Raw genomic sequence first — 19,616 nt, forward strand, 5'->3', positions numbered from 1 at the left:
CCGCAGGCCGCCCCCGTGCCGGCCCACCCCACCACCTCTTCGCTAGAAAGGAATCGACGATGGCCATCCTGGTATGTGGTTCGATGGCATTCGACACCATCATGAATTTCGAAGGCAGCTTCGCGCAGCAGATCATGCCCGATCAGCTGCACATCCTGAACCTGTCCTTCCTGGTCAACACCCTGCGCCGCGACTACGGCGGCTGCGCCGGCAACATCGCCTATGGCCTGCAGCTGCTGGGCGGCCAGCCCCTGCCCATGGCCACCATCGGCCAGGACGGCAACGACTACCTGCAGCGCCTGCGCGAGCTGGGCATCGACTGCCGCTACCTGATGCAACTGCCCGAGACCTACACCGCCCAGGCCATGATCATGACCGACCTGGACAACAACCAGATCACCGCCTTCCACCCCGGCGCCATGGCCCAGGCCCACAAGAACGAGATCGGGCAACTGCCCGAGCAGGTCAAGCTGGCCATCCTCTCGCCCGACGGGCGCGAGGCCACGCTCAGCCACGCCCAGCAGCTCAGCGCCCTGGGCCTGCCCTGGGTGTTCGACCCCGGCCAGGGCCTGCCCATGTTCAGCGGCGCCGAGCTGCGCCAGCTCGCCAGCCAGGCCAGCTGGGTGACCGTCAACGACTACGAAGGCCAGTTGCTGGTCGAGCGCACCGGCCTGTCGTTCAAGGACATCTCGCACCAGGTTCAAGGCCTGATCGTCACCCTGGGCGCGCAGGGCTGCGACATCTGGGTGCAGGGCGAGAAAACCCGCATCCCCGCGCTGGAAGTACAGCACCCGCTGGACCCGACCGGCTGCGGCGATGCCTGGCGCGCGGCGCTGCTGTACGGGCTGGAGCGCGGCTGGTCGCTGACGCAGTGCGCCCGCCTGGGCAATGAAGTGGCCGCGCGCAAGATCGCCACGCGCGGGCCGCAGAACTACCAGCTCGACGGCCTGGACATCGACAGCTTCGCCACCGGCGCCTGAGCAGCACCATGCACATCCACATCCTCGGCATCTGCGGCACCTTCATGGCCGGCGTGGCCGCGCTGGCCAAGGCCTGCGGCCACACCGTCACCGGCTGCGATGCCCAGGTCTACCCACCGATGAGCGAGCAGCTGCGCGCGCTGGACATTGAACTCATCGAAGGCTACGACCCCGCACAAACCGCCCTGGCGCCCGATTGCTACGTCATCGGCAACGTCGTCGGCCGCGCGCGCCTGGCCGATGGCAGGCCGCGCTACCCGCTGATGGAAGCCATCCTCGACCAGGGCCTGCCCTACACCAGCGGCCCGCAGTGGCTGGCCGAGCACATCCTGCCCGGGCGCCACGTGCTGGCCGTGGCCGGCACGCACGGCAAGACCAGCACCGCCTCCATGCTCGCCTGGATCCTGCAGGCCAACGGCCTGGAGCCGGGCTTTCTGATCGGCGGCATCGCGCAGAACTTCGGCATCTCCGCCCGGCCTGGGCGCGCCGCGCCGCCCGGCCAGCGCAATTGCTTCGTCATCGAGGCCGACGAATACGACACCGCCTTCTTCGACAAGCGCAGCAAGTTCCTGCACTACCGCCCGCGCACCCTGGTGCTGGGCAACCTGGAGTTCGACCACGCCGACATCTTCGACGACCTGGCCGCCATCGAGCGCCAGTTCCACCACCTGATCCGCACCGTGCCCGGCCAGGGCCGCATCCTCTGCAATGCCGAGGACGCCAACCTCGCCCGCGTGCTGCAGCAAGGCCTGTGGAGCGAGCTGCGCGGCTTCGGCCAGCCCGGCGCGCACGCCCCGGCCGCGCTGGCGCAGCACAGCCTCACCGCCCAGGGCAGCGACCAGCACTTCAGCGTCTGCCGCGATGGGCAGGCGCTCGGCCAGGTGCAATGGGCGCTCAGCGGCCGCCACAACCAGCTCAACGCCCTGGCGGCCATCGCCGCCGCCGAACACGTGGGCGTGCCCGTGGCCGATGCCGCGCACGCGCTGGCGCGCTTCGAAAGCGTGCGCCGCCGCATGGAGCTGCGCGGCAGCGCGCGCGGCGTGCAGGTCTATGACGACTTCGCCCACCACCCCACCGCCATCGCCACCACGCTCGACGGCCTGCGCCGCAGCCTGCCCGCCGGCCAGCGCGTGCTGGCCGTGTTCGAGCCGCGCAGCAACACCATGAAACTGGGCACCATGGCCGCGCAACTGCCCGCAGCGCTGCAAGTGGCCGACCTGGTCTTCGCCTACAACCCGCAACTGGGCTGGGACGTGGCCGCCGCGCTCGCGCCGCTGGGCCCCAAGGCCCAGGCCCACGAACAGCTCCAGACCCTGGTGCAAGCCATCGCCAGCGCCGCACAGCCGGGCGACCACATCGTCTGCATGAGCAACGGCAGCTTCGGCGGCATCCACGATTTGCTGCTGCAGGCGCTGCGCAGCGCCGGCTGAGCGCCGTTGCACAGGCCCTCTCGCCCGCTACCGAGTCGCCGCCGCTCGGCAGCGCGCCATGCCTTTGCCCACACCGCCATGATGCTCGAATCCCTGCTGGCCTTCGCACACCTCTCGGTCATCCTCGGCCTGACCGCCTTCATCACCGCCATGGCCGTGCTGTGCCGCCCGCAATGGGCCAACGCCGCCGCCCTGCAGCGCCTGCGCATCCTCGATCGCTGGGTGCTGGCCTGCACCCTGGCCGTGTTGCTCACTGGCCTGGCGCGCATCCACCTGGGCATCAAGGACGCCGCCTGGCTCTGGAGCCAGCCACTGCTGCACGCCAAGCTGGCCCTGTTCGCGCTGATGGGCTGGTGCGGCTGGCAGGCACACCGGCGCATCGCCGCCTGGCACGCCAGCCTGCAGCACACAGGCGCCCTGCCCAGTGCCGAAGAGCTGCGCCGCACACGCCGCTGGCTGATGCTGCAAGCCCATCTCATGGCCCCCATCCCGCTGGCGGCCGTGCTGCTGGCGCGGGGCGTGCTGACGCTGTAAGAGCCTGCTCAAAGTCTCGGCGCAAGGGCTTAGAGGACTGGCCCCCTCGGCCCTCAGGCCAGCGGGCGCAGGCCCTGCGTCAATTGCGCCACCAGCTCGGCCGCCGGCAGGGCCTGGGCCAGCGGCGCGCCCTGCCCGGCCCAGTGGGGCGCGGCCTGCTGGGCCGCCTCTTGCAACGCGGCCGAGCTGCCCTGCCAGTGCTCGGGCAGGCGGGCCATGACAGCGAGCAATTGCTTGGTCGCATCGTAGGCCAGCGGGTAATCGGGCGGCAGCGGGGCATCGGGGGCCTGGCCATAGGCCATGAAGGCACTGGCGATGCCGCGCGCCGGGCGGCCCGAGAGCACCGCCGTCAGCCGCGTCTGCGCAGCGCGCGGCGATTGCAGATCGGCGCGGTAACGCGCATTCGCGGCCGACTCCGGACACAGAATGAAGGCCGTGCCCAGCTGCACGGCGGCGGCGCCCAGCGCCAGCGCCGCCTGTACCCCGGCCGCATCCATGATGCCGCCGGCGGCCACCACCGGCAGCCGGCTGCGCCGCACCAGTTGCCGCAGCAGCACGGCCGTGCTCAGGCACTCATCGGGCGCCTGCGGGTCGAACACGCCCCGGTGCCCGCCAGCCTCGATGCCCTGGGCGACGATGCCATCGAGCCCGGCCTGCTCAATGGCCTGAGCCTCCTGCACGCTGGTGGCCGTGGCCAGCAGTCGGATGCCGGCCTGGTGCAAGGCCTGGATGCAAGCATCCGGCGGCAGCCCAAAGTGAAAGCTGACCACCGCCGGGCGCTGCACCAGCAGCATTTGCAGCATGTCCTGATCTTCCATAAAGCTGCGGTAGATCTCGCTCAAGCCCTGCGGCGCGGCCGCGCCTGCCTGCGCGAACAGCGGTGCCAGATGGGCCAGCCAACGCGCCTCGCGCGCCGCATCGCGCCGCGCCGGGCGGTGGCAAAACACGTTGACGCTGAAAGGCCGCGCCGTCAGGGCGCGCGTGTGCTCGATCATCTGCTGGGCCTGCGCCGCAGTGCTGGCGCCCAGGCCCAGCGAGCCCAGCCCGCCGGCATTGGACACCGCCGCCGCCAGCTGCGGCGTGGCCACCCCGGCCATGGGCGCCTGGATGATGGGCCAGGCCATGCCCAGTTGGGCGAGAAACTGTGCTGAAGCCTGCATGACGATGTGCTCCTTGAAATGTGTGAAATGCCTGCTCCGTGGGGCTTGACTGGCCTGCCGCAAGGCGCAAAACAGGCGCGGTTATACGACAAACCCCATGGCGCAAAGCCAAGCGCTGTCAGGCCAGTGGCCCAAAATCCGTGCGCCCGGCACAGCAACCACGCCGCCCCATGCGCGCCCGCTGCAAACATGCTTTGCACAGCCGCCCCCCATGCCGCAGGTATAGTGCGCCTGCCTTTGCCCGGCCCTGCACACCCGGCCCGACCACGCCTGACCTATGCCCGCCCTGACCCTATCGCAACTGCCCCAGCACCTCACGCAGCGGCTGGCGCCGCTGTACGTTCTGCACGGTGACGAGCCGCTGCTGGAACAGGAGGCGCTGGACGCGCTGCGCGCAGCGGCGCGCGCCCAGGGCTTTACCGAGCGCAGCGCCTTCGTCGGCTCGGCCACCCAGTTCGACTGGTCGCAGGTGCTGGCCGCCAGCGCCAGCCAAAGCCTGTTTGCCCAGCGGCAGATCGTCGAAATCCGCCTGCCCACCGGCAAGCCCGGCAAGGAAGGCGCGCAGGTGCTGCAGCAGTTGGCCGAGCAGGCCGCCGCCAGCGGCCCCAGCGCCGATGCCACCTTGCTGATCGTGCTGCTGCCGCGCGCCGATCGCAGCATGCAGCAAACGCCCTGGTTTGCCGCCATGGAGCAAGCGGGCGTGGTGCTGCGCATCGACCCCGTGGCGCGGCGCGACATGCCCGCCTGGCTGGCGCAGCGCCTCAAGGCCCAGGGCCAGAGCGTGGCCAGCGGCGAGGATGGGCTGCAAACCCTGGCCTTCTTCACCGAATGCGTCGAGGGCAATCTGATGGCGGCGCACCAGGAGGTGCAAAAGCTGGGCCTGCTCTACCCGCCGGGCGTGCTCTCGCGCGAGCAGATCGAGGCCAGCGTGCTCAACGTGGCGCGCTACAGCCTGCAGGATTTGTCCGAGGCGATTCTGTCCGGCCAGGCCCTGCGCAGCCAGCGCGTGCTGGCCGCCTTGCTGGCCGAGGGCGAAGCCGCCGTGCGCCTGCACAGCGTGCTGGCCGGCGACATCCTCAGCCTGTACCGCGCCCGCCAGGCGCTGGACGAGGGCGCGCCCATGCCGCAAGCGCTGCGCCTGGCGCGCGCCTGGGGCCCGAAGGAAAAACTGCTCGAACGCCTGCTGCCCAGGCTGCGCCTGCCCGCGCTGGCGCGGCTGCTGCAATCGGCGCACGTGGTCGATGGCATCTGCAAGGGCCTGAAGCACCCGGCCTGGCCGCAAGACGCGCCCGCCGCCCTGCAACGCCTGGGCATGCAAATGTGCCGCCTGGCGCACAGCGCCAGCGCAGCGCGCTGAGCAAGCCCGCAGCGCCTGTTCAAAATCTCTGCGCGCGGCGCTTAGCGTGAATTCTTCTCGAACGTTGACACATCCAAGCCTGGCCGCCGACTGGCATCGCCATCTCGCAAGCAACTCTCGTCATGCCCGCGAAGGCGGGCATCCAGCGCCAGCCTTGCGCACGAGCGGGGATTGGCCAATGGCAGCGCCGCCCCGTCAGCGTCGCCCCTGTCAGCGTCGCAACTGGACACCCGCCTTCGCGGGTGTGACGAAAACCAGCGGCGCTTGCAGGAAATGTCTTCATAAGAATCGAAACTGCTCTCAGCAAGAGCGGATTTGCGCGCTCTGCTCACACCGCCCTGCTCACACCGCCACCGGGGCCTTGATGGCCGGGTGGTGCTGGTAGCCGCGCACTTCGAAATCCTCATAGGCGTAATCGAAGATCGACGCAGGCCGGCGTGCGATGTGCAGTTGCGGATATGGGTAGGGCGTGCGGCTCAGCTGCAGTTGCACCTGCTCGGTGTGGTTGTCGTAGATGTGGCAGTCGCCGCCCGTCCAGATGAAATCGCCCGCCTGCAAGCCCGTTTGCTGCGCCACCATGTGCGTGAGCAGCGCATAGCTGGCGATGTTGAAGGGCACGCCCAGAAACAAATCGGCGCTGCGCTGGTAGAGCTGGCAGGACAGGCGCCCGTCGGCCACATAGAACTGGAAGAAGGCATGGCAGGGCATCAGCGCCATCCGCTCCAGCTCGGCCACGTTCCAGGCGCTGACGATGATGCGGCGCGAATCGGGGTTGTGTTTCAGCGTCTCGATGACCTGGGCGATCTGGTCGATGTGGCGGCCATCGGGCGTGGGCCAGCTGCGCCACTGCACGCCATAGACCGGGCCGAGATCGCCCGTTTGCGGATCGGCCCATTCGTCCCAAATCGTCACGCCGCGCTCTTGCAGCCAGCGCGCATTGCCATCGCCGCGCAGAAACCACAGCAGCTCGTAGATGATGGATTTGAGGTGGACTTTCTTGGTCGTCACCAGCGGAAAGCCCTGCGCCAGATCAAAGCGCATCTGGTAGCCGAACACGCTGCGCGTGCCCGTGTCGGTGCGGTCGGCCTTGGGCGTGCCGTGCTCGAACACATGGCGCAGCAGGGTTTCGTATTGGTCGGAGGGCGGGGGCGTTGGCATGGCAAGAGGGCTGTGTGCAAGGCGGTTGGGCTGGGCCTTGGCCTCAGGCCGCCGCATCGGGCAGCAAGGCGTGGGGGTTGAGCAGGTTGAGCGGATCCAGCGCGGTTTTGATGGCGCGCATCATGCCCAGGGCCACGGGGTCTTTGTAGCGCGCCAGGTCGTGGCGCTTGAGGCGGCCTACGCCGTGCTCGGCGGAGAAGGAGCCGTCAAACGCGGCCACGCAGTCGTAAATGGCGGCTTCGGCCTGGTGCTGGCAGGTATCGACAAACTGGCGCGGATCGGCCCCTTCGGGCGCTTGCACGTTGAAGTGCAGGTTGCCGTCGCCCAGGTGGCCGAAGTTGATGACGCGCGCGCCGGGCAGCGCCTGCTGCAAAGCCTCTTTGGCGCGCTGCACGAAGGCGGGGATGCTGGAGGTGGGCACGGAGATGTCGTGCTTGAGGTGCAGGCCCTCGGCGGCCTGGGCCAGGGTGATGTGCTCGCGGATGTCCCACATGCGCTGGGCCTGATCCAGGTTTTGCGCCACGGCCCCGTCGGTCAGCAGCTCGGCTTCGAAGGCCGCTTCGAGCAGGCCCTCCAGGCGCGCGCGGGCGCGGTCTTCGCTTTCGTCGTCGGAGTATTCCAGCAGCACGAAGGCCTGGCCTGCGGCCACGTCGATGGGCATGCGCATGTGCGGCATGTGTTTTTCCACCAGGCGCAGGGCGTCGCTCTCCATGGTTTCAAAGCCGGTCAGGCCCGAGTGCAGGTGCTGCTGCGCCAGCGCCAGCAGGGCAACGGCGCTTTGCAGCGAATCGACGGCCAGCCAGGCACAGCACACGGCGGCGGGCTGGGGGTAGAGCTTCATGGTGGCGGCGGTGATGATGCCCAGCGTGCCCTCGCTGCCGATCATCAAATGGCGCAGGTCGTAGCCGGTGTTGTTCTTGCGCAGGCCCGAGAGGCCGTGCCAAATCTGGCCATCGGCGGTCACCACCTCCAGCCCCAGGCACAGCTCGCGCGTGTTGCCGTAGCGCACCACCTGCGTGCCGCCGGCGTTGGCCGCCAGGTTGCCGCCGATGACGCAGCTGCCTTCGGCCGCCAGGCTCAGGGGGAACAGCAGGCCCTGGGCGGCGGCGGCCTCTTGCACGTTTTGCAGGATGCAGCCGGCGTCCACCGTGATGGAGAGGTTGTGCCGGTCGATGGCGCGCACGCTGTTCATGCGCCGCAGGCTGAGCACCACTTGCATGCCGGAGTCGTCGGGCGTGCTGCCCAGCACCAGCCCGGTGTTGCCGCCCTGGGGCACGATGGACACGCCCAGGCCCGCCTTTTTGGCCGCCGCGCAGGCTTGCACGATGGCGGCAACTTGCTCGGTATTGGCCGGCGAGACCACCGCCAGCGCGCGGCCCTTGGCCAGTTGGCGCCAGTCCTGCTCCCAGGCGCTGAGGTCGCCGCCCTGCCGGGCGTGCTCGGCCCCGACGATGGCCTGAAGTTGCGAAAGCAGGGTGTCGGCAGTAGTGGTCATGGCATCAGAAGGCAAAACACAAAGCCCGCTATTATCCGCGCCCCTTGTGCGGCGCGCCGATGTTGGCCGGCGCTGCCGTGCGTGCCTGTGGCTGGCGCTGCAGCCGCTTCAAACCTGCGCTGCGCGCCCTGGATTTGGGCAGGGGTTCAGGGTGCCAGGGTGCGTTCAAGGCGCGCTCAAAGCCTGGGCCACGGCCTGCATGGCCTCGGCCAGCGCGGCCACGGGGTCGGGGGCGCTTTCGCTGAGCACCACCAGCTGCGCGCCGCTGGCGGCAATGGCCTGGGCCACGGCCTCGTCAGGGGCGGCGTGGGCCAGCACGGCGCGTGGTTTCTCGCGTGCCAGGGCTTGGGCCAAGGCTTTGGGCAGTTCGTCGTCTTTTTCCGGGGCTTGCCAGGGCACGGCCTCCAGTTGCAAGGCGGTGGCCAGGGCCTGCATGCGGGGCGATAGCAGCAGCACGGAGACATCGCTGGCCTGGGCCAGGGCGCGGCTGGCCTGGGCTTCGGCCTGTTGCAGGCGTTGCTGGATGGCGGCGAGGTTGGCTTGCAGGCGCGGCGCGGCCTGGGGCGCCAGGCGCGCCAGTGCATCGGCCATGAGCGTGGCCATGCGGGCCAGGTTGGCGCTGTCTTGCCAGGGCGGGTTGTTCAGCACGCTGGCGGCGGTGTGGCCAGTGGCATCGCCCTGATCGCCCTGGCGGGCGGGCAGGGTTACGCCGGGCAGGTCGCCTTCGATGGGGTGGGCCACGTCGATTTCCACGATGCGGATGTTGGCGCGCCGCGCCAGCGGGTAGAGCTGGTCATCGGGCCAGATGGAGCGCAGCGTGAGCGCGGCCTGCGCCTGCGCGGCGGCAGCCAGCAGTTCGTCCTGCCCGCGCCCGGCCAGGTAGGCGGGCAGGCGGTTGGCGGGCAGGCGCGCGGGGGCCATGCGCAGCAGCTCGATGCCGCTGCCTTGCAGCAGTTGCTGGGCCAGGCCGTGCACGACGGGGTGGGCAGCCAGCACGCGCAGCGGGGCGGCGGCAGGCGCTGCGGCGGGGCTGGCGCTTGGGGCTGCGGCGGATGCGTTGGCGGGGGCGCTGGCTGCCGGACTGGCTGCCGCGTTGGCGGCCTGGGCAGGCGCTGCGAGTAGGGCCGAGGCCAGGGCGGCCAGAGTGGTCAGGGCGAGCAAGCGGGGGCGTGGCAGGGGCATGGCGGGTCTTTCAGGCAGGCGGCGTGGGCGTGGCATGAAGGGCAGCGGGTGGGGCGGCGCGCTACAGCGCCGGTTGCGCCACGCGCAGGCGCAGCAGCACGGCCAGGGTGAACAGCGCGCCGGCGCAGAGGATGATGGCGGCGCCGGAGGGCACGGGGATGTCCAGCGCCACGGGCACGGCGATGCCCACCAGGGTGCAGGCGCTGGCAAAGGCCACGGTCAGCCAGAAGAAGCTGCGCATGGAGTGCGCCAGCAGCCGGGCGGCGGCGGCGGGGATGACCAGCAGCGCGCCCACGAGGATGGCGCCGATGACCTTGACGGCGGCCACGGTAACCAGCGTGACCAGCATCACGAACAGGTAGTCCAGCCACTGCACGGGCAGCTTGCGCGCCTGCGCCAGCGGGGCGTGAAAGCTCGCCAGCATGGCCTGGTTGTAGCTGCGGTGCAGCGCGGCCAGGGTGAGCGCGGTGATGACCAGCAGCACGCTCAGATCGCGCCCATCGACGGTGAGCACGGAGCCGAACAGCACGTTCTCCAGGATGTGGATGTTGATGCGCGCGGCCAGCAGCAGCAGCAGGCTGGAGCCCAGCGCCAGCGAGACGGCCAGGAACACGCCGATCAGCGTGTCGGGCGAGAGGCCGGTGCGCCCGCGCAGGTAGTTCAGCAGCAGGCCGAACAGGATGCAAAAGCCGAACAGGCTGCCGTAGGGGTTGGCCGGCGGCTCGCCCAGCATGATGCCGATGGCGATGCCGGTCAGCGCGGCGTGGCCCACGGCCTCGGAGAAGAAGGCAAAGCGCTTGACGACCACCAGCGTGCCCAGGCCGCCCAGCAGCGGCCCCAGCAGCAGGCCGGCCAGCAGCGCGTTGACGACGAAGCCGTATTGCAGCATGGCCGGCAGCCAGCCGGCGGCCACGCCCGATTGCAGGGCCTGGTGCAGGGTGTCGAGCAGGTCGGGCGTGATCATGCGGCCAGCTCCTCGGCGGGGGTGTGGGATGGGGTGCGGGCTGTGCTGCCCCCAGCCGCAACCGTTTCGGTGTCGGTGTCGGTGTCGGTGTCGGTGTCGGTGTCGGCCCGATCGCTGGCCGGGCCGCGGCGCGCGAACAATTGCAGCACCACCTCGGCGTCGTGCAGCGCGGCGGGCGGGCGGCTCCACAGCAGGCGGCCCTGGCGCAGCGCGGTGACCTGGTCGGCCAGGCGGCGCACGGCGCCCAGGTCGTGCTCCACCCACAGCACGGTGGCGCGCGCCTGCCGCCAGGCGGCCAGCAGGCGCTCGAACACGGCGATGCCGGCCTGGTCGAGCGCGGCCATGGGCTCGTCCAGCAGCACCAGTTGCGCCGGCGGCACCAGGCTCTGCGCCAGCAGCACGCGCTGGCGCTCGCCGCCGGAGAGATCGCCCATGCGTCGGCCAGCCTTGTGCGCCATGCCCACCTGCGCCAGCGCGGCGGCGATGCGCTCGCGCACGCTGCGGCGGATGCCCCAGTACAGCGGGCGTGTTTGCAGCATGCAGGCCATGAAGTCCTGCACCGTCATGGGCAGGGTGCGGTCGCACTCGATGGCCTGCGGCACGTAGGCCAGCACGCCGGGCGTGGCGCCGGGCCAGTGCAGGGTGACGCTGCCCGCGTGCGGCATCAGGCCCAGCACGGTCTTGACGAGGCTGCTCTTGCCGCAGCCGTTGGGGCCCACCAGCGCATGCACCTGGCCGGGCTGCACCTGCCAGTCGATGCCGTGCAGGATGCGCGTGGCGCCCAGTTGCAGGCCCACGCCTTGCAGCCGCACGGCCGGGCCGGCGGGCGGGGCCAGCAGGGCCTCCGTGGGCGCCTTCATCGGCGCTTTCATGCGCGCGGCCCCCGCGATTCCTGGATGGCGCGCACCACGGTGTTCAGGTTGTGGGCCATGTCCTGCTCGAACTTGCCGGCCGTGTACGGGCCGTGCGAGATGTGCGTGAGCGGGTAGACGCGCACGCCGGTCTCGCGCACCAGGGTCTGCACGAAGCCGCCGGGGTTGTCCTGCTCGGCGAACAGCACGCGGATGTTTTGCGCGCGCATGCGCTCGACCATGCTCTTGAGCTGGGCGGCGCTGGGCTCCATGCCGTGCGCGGGCTCGACCACGGCGCTGACCTCCAGGCCGAACTCGCGCAGCAGATAGTCGTAGGCGCCGTGCACGGTGGCCACGCGAAAGCTGGCATCGGGCGCCTGCGTGACCTTGGCCAGCGCATCGGCGCGCAGCTTGCGCAGGCGGCGGTTGTAGGCGCGGGCGTTGTCGGCAAAGAAGGCGGCGTGCGCGGGCGCGAGCTTGCCCAGCTCGCGCGCGATGGTGCTGACCTGGATCATCGACGCGCTGATGGAGATGAAGGTGTGCGGGTTCACCGCCCGGCCCTGCGGCGTGCCCAGCGCCATGGTGGACAGCAGCGGCACGTCGGCATTGGCGTTGATGGTGGGAATGCGCGGCTTGTCGCTGGCGGCGATCATGCGCTGGGCGAAGTCGTCGTGGCCGATGGCGTTGAGCACCACCACGTCCATCTGGCCAATGCGCTTGATGTCCTCGGCGCGCGGCTCGTAGGCATGCGGGTTGAAGCCGGCGTCGATCAGCGGCAGCACCTGGGCGCGATCGCCCACGATGTGGCTGACGAAGCTGAAATACGGGTGCAGCGTGATGCCCACGCGCATGGGCTGATCCGCACGGGCGGCGCGGCCAGGCAGACAGGCGCTGGCGGCCAGCGCGGCCAGGCTGGCGGCGGCACGGCGGCGGGTGATGGCAGGCGCACCAGCCCGTGGCGCACGAGGAAGGAGGTGGGGGGGCAAAGCGTTCATGCCTGTGTCAGAACAAGAGGGGGGAAAGGGAAGATCGACGCTGGATTGCCTCTGGGGCGGCGACTCAATGGTCGCGTGCGCTGGACTGCGCCGATTGCGGCTGCCCATGCAAATGCGCGTGCAGGTGCGCGGCCACCTGTTGCCAGCCTTGCTCGATCAGGCTGGCATCGTCCAGCCCGGCGGGGGTGAGCGCAGCAGGCGCTGGATGGGCAGGCAGGGCGTGCAGCCACACATCGACCACGTTGGCGTCAGCTTCGGCCCCGGCTGAGGGCAGGCGCCAAAGCCAGGCACGCGCCGCCGCGTGGCTGGCCGCACTGGCGTTGTGGGCAGTAACAGGCATGCCCAGATAGGCATAGCGGCCTTGGCTGTGCAGCAGCGCCCACTGGCGCGGGCCGCGCTGCTGGGCCGCCAAATCATTGGCAAAGGGCGCCCAGCCCTCACTGGCCCAATGCCCAGGCTCGGGCGGGGGCAGCGCAGCGCCTGCGGCCAGCCATTCATCCAGCACGGCCTGCAAATCGGTGTAAGCGCCCTGTTCGGCGGCGGAGAGATCCAGCGCCAGATCCACCCGGTGGGCCTGCAAGGCCGTGTGGCCGGGGCCGTGCTGGTGGTGCCACAGCACCACCAGGGCGCTGCACGCCACCACCAAGGCGGCGGTGGCCAGCACCCAGCGCGCCTCCTGGCGCGCATTGGCTGGCGGCACCTGCTGCACGCAGCCGCCGGGCAGCACCGCGCAGGCCTCAGCGGATGTCATCCTGATCGACTTCCAGCGTATGGCCTTCACCGCCTTCAAAGCGCACATAGAAGTCCTGCTTGGGGCGCTCAAAGCGCACGCGCGATTGGACATCCAGCGCGCCCTTCCACAGCGGCTTGTCCTCGTAGGAAAGCACGGAGATTTCCACACCCTTGGCATCGCTGCCGTCGGAAAAGCCGCCCTCGCACTGCACGTGCGTGCTGCCATCGGGCTGGCACTTCAGGCGCGGTGCATGGGCCAGCGCCGATGCAGCGCCCAGCAGCAAGGCCAGCGAAAGGCCCCAGGCCAGTGGACGCAGTGGGCCTGAGCGAAAAGCGGTGGTGAACATGGTGGGGAATCCTTGAAGAAAGCAAATGGCCCGCGCCAGCGCAAACCGATGGAATTTTTCAGGCATCATTATGAATGAAATCAATTCTCATCTGCGACTTTGAAAGAAAGGATTCAGCATGATTCGCACCACTTGGCATCGTTTGCCCCTGGCCACACTGGCGCTGGCTGGGGCCAACCTGCTTGCCGGCACAGCACAGGCGCACGGCACCTGGCTGGCCCATATCCACGGGCAGAGCACCGTGATGTACGGCCATGCGCCATCGGACACCGATGCCTACGATCCAGCCAAAGTGATCGACGCCCGCGCCCACAAAGGCGGCAATGCCGTGCAGGCCAAGGTCGTGCCGCACGAGCAGCGCTATGCCACGCTGGAGGCCGACAAGCCCGGCGTGCTGGGTTACACGCTGCGCAGCGGCTTCTGGCACAAGGGGGCGGACGGCAAATGGCACAACCAGCCGCGCAGCGCCGCCGCCGATCCGGCCAAGGTGGAAAAAGCCATGCTGGGGGTGATGCACTCGGTCAGCTACCAGAACGCGCGCGAGCCCGCCAAAGCCCTGGGCTATGCGCTGGAGATCGTGCCCGCCGTCAACCCCGCCAAGCTGGAGGAGGGCGACAAGCTGAGCGTGCAGGTGCTCTATGAAGGCAAGCCGCTGGCGGGCGCCAAGGTCAGCGCCGATTTCTTCGATCACGATGCCGACGAAGTCACCACCGATGCCGAAGGCCGCGCCGAGCTGAAGGTGGCGCGCGAGGGCTTCAACGTGCTGGCTGTGGAGCACAGCGTCGCCCACACCAACAAGAGCGAGGCCGATACAGTGAGCATGATGTCCTCGCTGACGTTTGAGTCCAAGCACGATCACGACCACTGATCGGGCCGGGCTGCAAAACGCCCAAAACGCCCGCCCCAAACAAGAGGCCCGCCTGCAGCATTGCAGGCGGGCCTCTTGTTTGGGTGAGGGCGCTCAGCGCCCGGGCTGTTCAGCCAGCGGCAGCTGGCGCAGGTAATCGCGGAAGAACGCGCCAACCTGCGGGTGCTGCAAGGCCATTTCCACCGTGGCCTGCAAAAAGCCCTCCTTGCTGCCGCAATCGTAGCGCTTGCCGTCGTAGGCCAGCGCATGCACGGGCTGGCTGTGCAGCAGCTGCGCGATGGCGTCGGTGAGCTGAATCTCGCCGCCCACGCCCTTGGGCAGCCGGCGGATTTCATCGAAGATCGCGCCCGAGAGGATGTAGCGCCCGGCCACGGCCAGGCGCGAGGGGGCCTGCTCGGGCTGGGGTTTTTCGACGATGCGCTCGACGCGGGTGGTCTGCTCATCGAGCGCCGTGCCGGCCACGATGCCATAGCGCGAGACCTGGTCCTCTGGCACCTGCTGCACCGCCAGGATCGAGGCGCCGCTGCGCTGGTAGGCCTGCACCATTTGCGTCAGCACATTGGGCCCGCCGTTGCTGCCGGTCATCAAATCGTCGGCCAGCAGCACGGCAAAGGGCTCCTGGCCCACCAGCGGCTCGGCGCACAGCACGGCATGGCCCAGGCCCAGCGCGCGGGGCTGGCGCACGTAGGTGCACACCATGTCGCTGGGCTGCACGCTGCGCACCAGCTCCAGCAAGGCGGTCTTGCCAGCGGCCTCCAGCTCGCTTTCCAGCTCATAGGCGGTGTCGAAATGGTCTTCGATGGCGCGCTTGCTGCGGCCGGTGACGAACACCATGTGGCGGATGCCCGCGGCGTAGGCCTCTTCGACGGCATACTGGATGATGGGCTTGTCCACCACGTTGAGCATTTCCTTCGGGGCGGCCTTGGTGGCGGGCAGAAAGCGCGTGCCCAGCCCGGCAACGGGGAAGACGGCCTTGCGGATGGGTGCAAACTGGTTCATGGCAATCACAGAAAACGGGCAGGCTGCTCAGGCCAGCGGCAGCGCGCAGCCGCCGCAAAAGCACGAAGAGACACAAAGAACAAAGACAAAGCCCCCGCAGGGGCTTGTGCACGGAGATTCGGCTGGGGCTTTGAGCTCAAACGCTCAAAACGGCAGCTTGGGCATGCCAGCACCGCCCAGCAAGCCTTTGACGCCGCCGAGCTTTTTCATCATCTTGAGCATGCCGCTGCCCTTCATTTTTTTCATCATACCTTGCATCTGCTCGAACTCCTTGAGCAGGCGGTTGACCTCCTGCACCTGCACGCCGGCGCCTGCGGCGATGCGCTTTTTGCGCTGGGCCTTGATGAGCTCGGGGCGGCGGCGCTCCTGCGGCGTCATGCTGCAGATGATGCCTTCCTTGCGGCGCACGTCCTTTTCCACGCGCGCCATGTCCACCTGCCCGGCCTTGTCGGCCAGCTCGCCGGGCAGCTTTTCGATCAGCGAGGACAGGCCGCCCATTTGCTTCATCTGCCGCAGCTGCATCAGAAAGTCGTTCAGGTCAAAGCCGTCGCCGCTCTTGACCTTCTCGGCCAGCTTTTGCGCAGCCTGCATGTCCACGCCAGCCGAGACCTGCTCGACCAGAGCCACGATGTCGCCCATGCCCAGGATGCGCCCGGCGTGGCGCTGGGCGTCAAACAGCTCGATGCCGTCGATCTTCTCGCTCACGCCGGCGAACTTGATGGGCGCGCCGGTGATGTGCTTGACCGACAGCGCCGCGCCGCCGCGCGAGTCGCCATCGAGCTTGGTCAGCACAATGCCCGTCAGCGGCAGCGCCTCGCTGAAGGCCTTGGCGGTGTTCACCGCGTCCTGGCCCTGCATGGCATCGACGACGAACAGCGTCTCGGCCGGCTGCAGCGCCGCGTGCAGGCCTTTGATTTCCTCCATCAGCACCTCGTCGATGGCCAGGCGCCCGGCGGTATCGACGATCAGCACATCGAAGTAATGCTTCTTGGCGTAGTCCAGCGCGGCGCAGGCGATGTCCAGCGGCTTTTGCTCGGGCGAGCTGGGGAACCACTCGGCCCCGGCCTGGGCGGTGACGGTCTTGAGCTGCTCGATGGCCGCCGGGCGGTACACGTCGCCCGAGACGGTCAGCACCTTTTTCTTCATGCGCTCGCGCAGCAGCCGCGCGATCTTGGCCGTGGTGGTGGTCTTGCCCGCGCCTTGCAGGCCGGCCATCAGGATGACCGCCGGCGGCTGCACGTTCAGGCGCAGCTCGGCCTGGCCCTCGCCCATGGTGGCGGCCAGCTCCTGGTTGACGATGCCCACCAGCGCCTGGCCGGGCTTGAGCGAGCCCACGACCTCCTGGCCCAGGGCCTTTTCCTTGACGCGGGCGATGAAGTCGCGCACCACGGGCAGGGCCACGTCCGCCTCCAGCAGCGCCATGCGCACTTCGCGCAGCATGTCCTGCACATTGGCCTCGGTGATGCGGGCCTGGCCGCGCATCTCCTTGACGAGGCGCGAGAGCTTGTCACTCAGGGCAGATGCCATGGTCGAGATTCTCCAAAGGAAAAGCCCGGCAGCGCCGGCCGGGGGCGGCGCGCGGGCTGGGCGGCCAGCATGCCGCAGGGCCAAAACGCCCGTGGCGATGCCATGTCCGAATGGCATCGCCACGGGCCGCGCAAGCAGCGCAGTACACTTTGCGCATGATTGTACCCAGCGCACCTGCAGGCCCTCCCATGGCCTTGGCCATTGCCGCGGCCACGGCGTATTTGTTGACGGCTGCGCTGGCCTTGCGCGGCGGCCAGGGCCACCCGCCGCGCTTGGCCCTGCTGGCGGCCTGGCTGCTGCATTTGCTGGTCATCGCGCTGGGCTTTTTGCAGCACGGCCTGCATTTTGGCTTTGGCCCGGCGCTGTCCGTCACAGGCTGGCTGGTGCTGACGGTGTATGCGGTCGAATTCCAAGTCCTGCCGCGCCTGCCGGCGCAGCGCTGGCTGATGGTGCTGGGCGCGCTGTCGGTGCTGGTGGGGGCGCTGTTTCCCGGCCAGGCGCTCAATGAGCAGACCGGCGCCTGGATGGCCGTGCACCTGGCGCTGGGCATTGCCTCCTACGGCCTGTTTGCCGCGGCCGTGGCGCATGGCTGGCTGATGCGCCGCGCCGAAAAGCGCATGCGCACCGCGCGCAGCGCCCTGGACGGCCAGCACGACGCCGAGCTACCGCTGCTGGCGCTGGAGCGCCTGACCTTTCGCTTCGCCCAGGCGGGGTTTGCCCTGCTGACGGCCACCTTCGTGGCCGGCTTTTTCTTTGGTGAGCAAGTCCATGGCCGCGCCTGGGCCTGGCGCCACAAGGAGGTCTTCGCTGCGCTGGCCTGGCTGACGTTTGCCGCGCTGCTGTGGGCGCGCTGGCGCCAGGGCCTGCGGGGCAAAAAGGCCGTGCGCCTGCTCAACGCCGGGGCGCTGCTGCTGCTGCTGGCCTACGTGGGCTCGCGCTTCGTGCTGGAGGTGCTGCTGCAGCGCTGAGCGCTGAGCGCCATCACGGCCCACGGGCAACACTGGACGGTTTTTCTCATGCTGCAAAAACTCTTTCTCACAAGCCTGGTGCTGGTGGTGGCCGTGCTGGCCTGGGCGCGGCTGCGGCGCAGCCGCATGGCAGGCGCTCAGGCCCGGCCTGGCTTGCCGCCCAAGCCCGTCGCCATGGTGCCCTGCCAGGTCTGCGGCGCGCAGGTAGACCAGCGCCTGGCCACGCCCGACGGGCCGGGCCATTATTTGTGCCGCGAGCACCGCCATCTGGCGCGGCAGTTGCAGCGGGGGGGCTGAGCATGGGTTTCTGGCGCGCAGCCCTGGGGCTGTCCCGCTCTGCCGAGGCCGCCCCTGGCCCCTTCCAGCGCCTGTGGCGCGGCTTTCTGACCGCCCGGCTGATGCTGGCGCTGGCCCTGCTGTTTCTGCTGGGCACCGAGCGGCTGATCACCAGCCAGATCGACAATGCCACGCTGTGGCTGTGCGGCGGCTACCTGATCCTCACGGCGCTGACGCGCTGGCTGCTCGGCGCCTGCCAGCCGCGCCGCGCGCCGGCCCTGCACTGGCTGTTCACACTGGCCGTGGACGTGGTGTTCTGCGGCCTGCTGCTGTACTGGCACAGCGGCAACGATTTGAGCTTTCTGCCGCTGCTGGGCCTGCCCGTGCTGATGGCCGCGGCCCTGGGCAATTTCGTCGTGCTGATCGCCACCGTGCTGGGGGTGTTTGCGGTGCTGGCCTGGCCGCTGCTGTGGCCTGGCGATGCGGCCATGAACCCCCAGCTCATCTTGCAGGCCGTGCTCTCCGGGCTGGGCTTTTTCATGCTGGGCCTGCTGGTCTATCAAATGGCCTCGCGCCTGCTGGGCGAGGAGCAGGAGGGGCGCAAAAGCCGCGAGGCCGCGCTGCGCCAAAGCCAGGTCAACGCGCTGGTCATCAGCAATCTGGAGGATGGCGTGCTGGTCATCGACCAGGCCATGGTGGTGCATTCGAGCAACCCGGCCGCGCTGGACATCCTGGGCCTGCCGCCCGACAGCCGCATGCCGTTGGATCTGAACCAGCAGCCCGTCTGGCGCCCGCTGGTGGCCATGGCCAAGGTCACGATGCGGCGCCAGGCGCCGCAGGTGGCCGATTTGAGCCTGCTGCCGCCAGGCGCCAGCCCGGTGGGCATCCACGCCCGCTCCTGGATCACGCAAAGCCCCCCTGCCAGGCGCGGCGCGCACGCTGCGCCCAGCGCGCATTGCGTGATGTTCCTGCGCGACCTGCGCAAGGTCGAGGCCCAGGTGCGCACGGAAAAGCTCGCCTCCATGGGGCGCATGTCGGCCGCCGTGGCCCATGAGATCCGCAACCCGCTCAGCGCCATCATCCAGGCCAACACCTTGCTGGCCGAGGATCTGCAAGACCCCGGCGCGCAGCGCCTGACCGGGATGATTCGCCAGAACGCCGAGCGCCTGCGCCGCATTGCCGAGGACATCCTGGACGTGGCGCGCGTGCAGCGCCAGGCCAGCGCCGCCGACCACGCCGAGGTGCTGGCGCTGGACGAATGGGTACGCGAATGCGTGCAGGACTGGCAGCGCCACGAGCCGCAGCGCCGCCAGTTGCAGCTGCAGCTGGCCGCCGGCACGGCCCACGTGGCCTTTGGCCGCGACCATTTGCGCCGCATCCTCGTCAACCTGCTGGACAACGCGCTGCGCTACATGGGGCCGCACGCCGACTCATTGCAGGTCTTCACGCAGCTGGGCGCCAACGGCCAGGCCATGCTCACGGTCTGGAGCGACGGCGCGCCGCTGGAAAAATCCGTGCAGCAGCATTTGTTCGAACCTTTCTTCTCCTCCGAGAGCCGCTCCTCGGGCTTGGGGCTGTTCCTGTGCCAGGAGCTGTGCGAGCGCCATGGCGCCAGCATCGGCTACCAGCGCATCGAGCGCCCCACGGCCGGGCGCGGCGAGGTGGCCGGCAATGCCTTCGTCGTGCTGTTCAAGCGCCCGCTCAAGGCCCGCAGCGGCAGCGCCCCGGCGCTCAACGAACTGGTTGTTTGAACATCTGGCAGCAGGCCATGCGCCAGCAGCCCGGCGCTTGGG

The 19,616-nt window shown here is 69.3% G+C and carries 19 protein-coding genes; 8 read left to right on the forward strand and 11 right to left on the reverse strand.

What is annotated here, in order from left to right; translation table 11 throughout:
* Window positions 1–59: 59 nt before the first annotated feature.
* From CK625_RS09675 to CK625_RS09685, 3 genes are all read left to right on the forward strand, one after another.
* Complete coding sequence (locus tag CK625_RS09675; RefSeq protein ID WP_095540113.1) at window positions 60–980, forward strand: carbohydrate kinase family protein; 921 nt, start codon at window positions 60–62, stop codon at window positions 978–980.
* Window positions 981–988: 8 nt separating this feature from the next.
* A complete protein-coding gene (mpl, locus tag CK625_RS09680; protein ID WP_095540114.1) occupies window positions 989–2,410 on the forward strand; it encodes a UDP-N-acetylmuramate:L-alanyl-gamma-D-glutamyl-meso-diaminopimelate ligase in 1,422 nt (473 codons plus the stop codon).
* A 78-nt stretch (window positions 2,411–2,488) separates the two neighbouring features.
* The gene (locus tag CK625_RS09685) at window positions 2,489–2,944 is read left to right on the forward strand and encodes a DUF2214 family protein (RefSeq protein ID WP_095540115.1); all 456 of its coding nucleotides are present in this window, start codon (window positions 2,489–2,491) and stop codon (window positions 2,942–2,944) included.
* Window positions 2,945–2,997: 53 nt separating this feature from the next.
* On the opposite strand, the gene CK625_RS09690 is transcribed toward CK625_RS09685, so the two are convergent.
* Window positions 2,998–4,104 carry an NAD(P)H-dependent flavin oxidoreductase gene (locus tag CK625_RS09690; RefSeq protein WP_095540116.1) on the reverse strand — a complete coding sequence of 369 codons (1,107 nt, stop codon included), beginning with the start codon at window positions 4,102–4,104 and terminating at the stop codon, window positions 2,998–3,000.
* 277 nt (window positions 4,105–4,381) lie between these two features.
* Between CK625_RS09690 and holA the strand changes: the two genes are divergently transcribed.
* Window positions 4,382–5,461 carry a DNA polymerase III subunit delta gene (gene holA, locus CK625_RS09695; RefSeq protein ID WP_095540117.1) on the forward strand — a complete coding sequence of 360 codons (1,080 nt, stop codon included), beginning with the start codon at window positions 4,382–4,384 and terminating at the stop codon, window positions 5,459–5,461.
* A 342-nt stretch (window positions 5,462–5,803) separates the two neighbouring features.
* Here holA and CK625_RS09700 read toward each other — a convergent pair whose 3' ends face one another.
* The 8 genes from CK625_RS09700 to CK625_RS09735 form a co-directional block, all read right to left on the reverse strand.
* Complete coding sequence (locus CK625_RS09700; RefSeq protein ID WP_095540118.1) at window positions 5,804–6,619, reverse strand: thymidylate synthase; 816 nt, start codon at window positions 6,617–6,619, stop codon at window positions 5,804–5,806.
* 43 nt (window positions 6,620–6,662) lie between these two features.
* Entirely contained in the window at window positions 6,663–8,114 is a 1,452-nt protein-coding gene (locus tag CK625_RS09705) for an FAD-binding oxidoreductase (RefSeq protein ID WP_095540119.1), read from the reverse strand.
* A gap of 165 nt (window positions 8,115–8,279) precedes the next feature.
* Window positions 8,280–9,296 (reverse strand): metal ABC transporter solute-binding protein, Zn/Mn family, encoded by a 1,017-nt coding sequence (locus tag CK625_RS09710; protein WP_143326255.1) that lies wholly within the window; start codon window positions 9,294–9,296, stop codon window positions 8,280–8,282.
* A gap of 61 nt (window positions 9,297–9,357) precedes the next feature.
* Window positions 9,358–10,260, reverse strand: a complete 903-nt coding sequence (locus tag CK625_RS09715; protein ID WP_095540121.1) for a metal ABC transporter permease — start codon at window positions 10,258–10,260, stop codon at window positions 9,358–9,360.
* Window positions 10,257–11,120 (reverse strand): metal ABC transporter ATP-binding protein, encoded by an 864-nt coding sequence (locus tag CK625_RS09720; RefSeq protein WP_095540122.1) that lies wholly within the window; start codon window positions 11,118–11,120, stop codon window positions 10,257–10,259. Before CK625_RS09720 ends, CK625_RS09715 begins: the two co-directional genes overlap by 4 nt.
* Before the next feature lie 8 nt (window positions 11,121–11,128).
* Entirely contained in the window at window positions 11,129–12,106 is a 978-nt protein-coding gene (locus CK625_RS09725) for a metal ABC transporter solute-binding protein, Zn/Mn family (protein WP_095540123.1), read from the reverse strand.
* 64 nt (window positions 12,107–12,170) lie between these two features.
* Complete coding sequence (locus tag CK625_RS09730) at window positions 12,171–12,857, reverse strand: DUF6162 family protein (protein WP_095540124.1); 687 nt, start codon at window positions 12,855–12,857, stop codon at window positions 12,171–12,173.
* Window positions 12,844–13,185 (reverse strand): hypothetical protein, encoded by a 342-nt coding sequence (locus CK625_RS09735; RefSeq protein WP_095540125.1) that lies wholly within the window; start codon window positions 13,183–13,185, stop codon window positions 12,844–12,846. The genes CK625_RS09730 and CK625_RS09735 overlap by 14 nt, the downstream gene beginning before the upstream one ends.
* 118 nt (window positions 13,186–13,303) lie before the next feature.
* Between CK625_RS09735 and CK625_RS09740 the strand changes: the two genes are divergently transcribed.
* A complete protein-coding gene (locus CK625_RS09740; RefSeq protein ID WP_095540126.1) occupies window positions 13,304–14,053 on the forward strand; it encodes a DUF4198 domain-containing protein in 750 nt (249 codons plus the stop codon).
* Window positions 14,054–14,146: 93 nt separating this feature from the next.
* Here the strand turns inward: CK625_RS09740 and galU are convergent, their stop codons facing one another.
* Window positions 14,147–15,052 carry a UTP--glucose-1-phosphate uridylyltransferase GalU gene (gene galU / locus CK625_RS09745; protein WP_095540127.1) on the reverse strand — a complete coding sequence of 302 codons (906 nt, stop codon included), beginning with the start codon at window positions 15,050–15,052 and terminating at the stop codon, window positions 14,147–14,149.
* A gap of 144 nt (window positions 15,053–15,196) precedes the next feature.
* The gene (gene ffh / locus CK625_RS09750) at window positions 15,197–16,579 is read right to left on the reverse strand and encodes a signal recognition particle protein (protein ID WP_095540128.1); all 1,383 of its coding nucleotides are present in this window, start codon (window positions 16,577–16,579) and stop codon (window positions 15,197–15,199) included.
* A gap of 155 nt (window positions 16,580–16,734) precedes the next feature.
* Between ffh and CK625_RS09755 the strand changes: the two genes are divergently transcribed.
* Genes CK625_RS09755 through CK625_RS09765 form a run of 3 tightly spaced genes read left to right on the forward strand, consistent with a single transcriptional unit; the run spans window position 16,735 to window position 19,574 of the window.
* A complete protein-coding gene (locus tag CK625_RS09755) occupies window positions 16,735–17,547 on the forward strand; it encodes a cytochrome C assembly family protein (RefSeq protein WP_095540129.1) in 813 nt (270 codons plus the stop codon).
* A gap of 48 nt (window positions 17,548–17,595) precedes the next feature.
* Complete coding sequence (locus tag CK625_RS09760; protein WP_095540130.1) at window positions 17,596–17,844, forward strand: hypothetical protein; 249 nt, start codon at window positions 17,596–17,598, stop codon at window positions 17,842–17,844.
* Window positions 17,845–17,846: 2 nt separating this feature from the next.
* The gene (locus tag CK625_RS09765) at window positions 17,847–19,574 is read left to right on the forward strand and encodes a sensor histidine kinase (RefSeq protein WP_095540131.1); all 1,728 of its coding nucleotides are present in this window, start codon (window positions 17,847–17,849) and stop codon (window positions 19,572–19,574) included.
* Window positions 19,575–19,616 lie beyond the last annotated feature (42 nt).

This window comes from Vandammella animalimorsus (assembly GCF_002285265.1).
Taxonomy (GTDB): domain Bacteria; phylum Pseudomonadota; class Gammaproteobacteria; order Burkholderiales; family Burkholderiaceae_C; genus Lampropedia.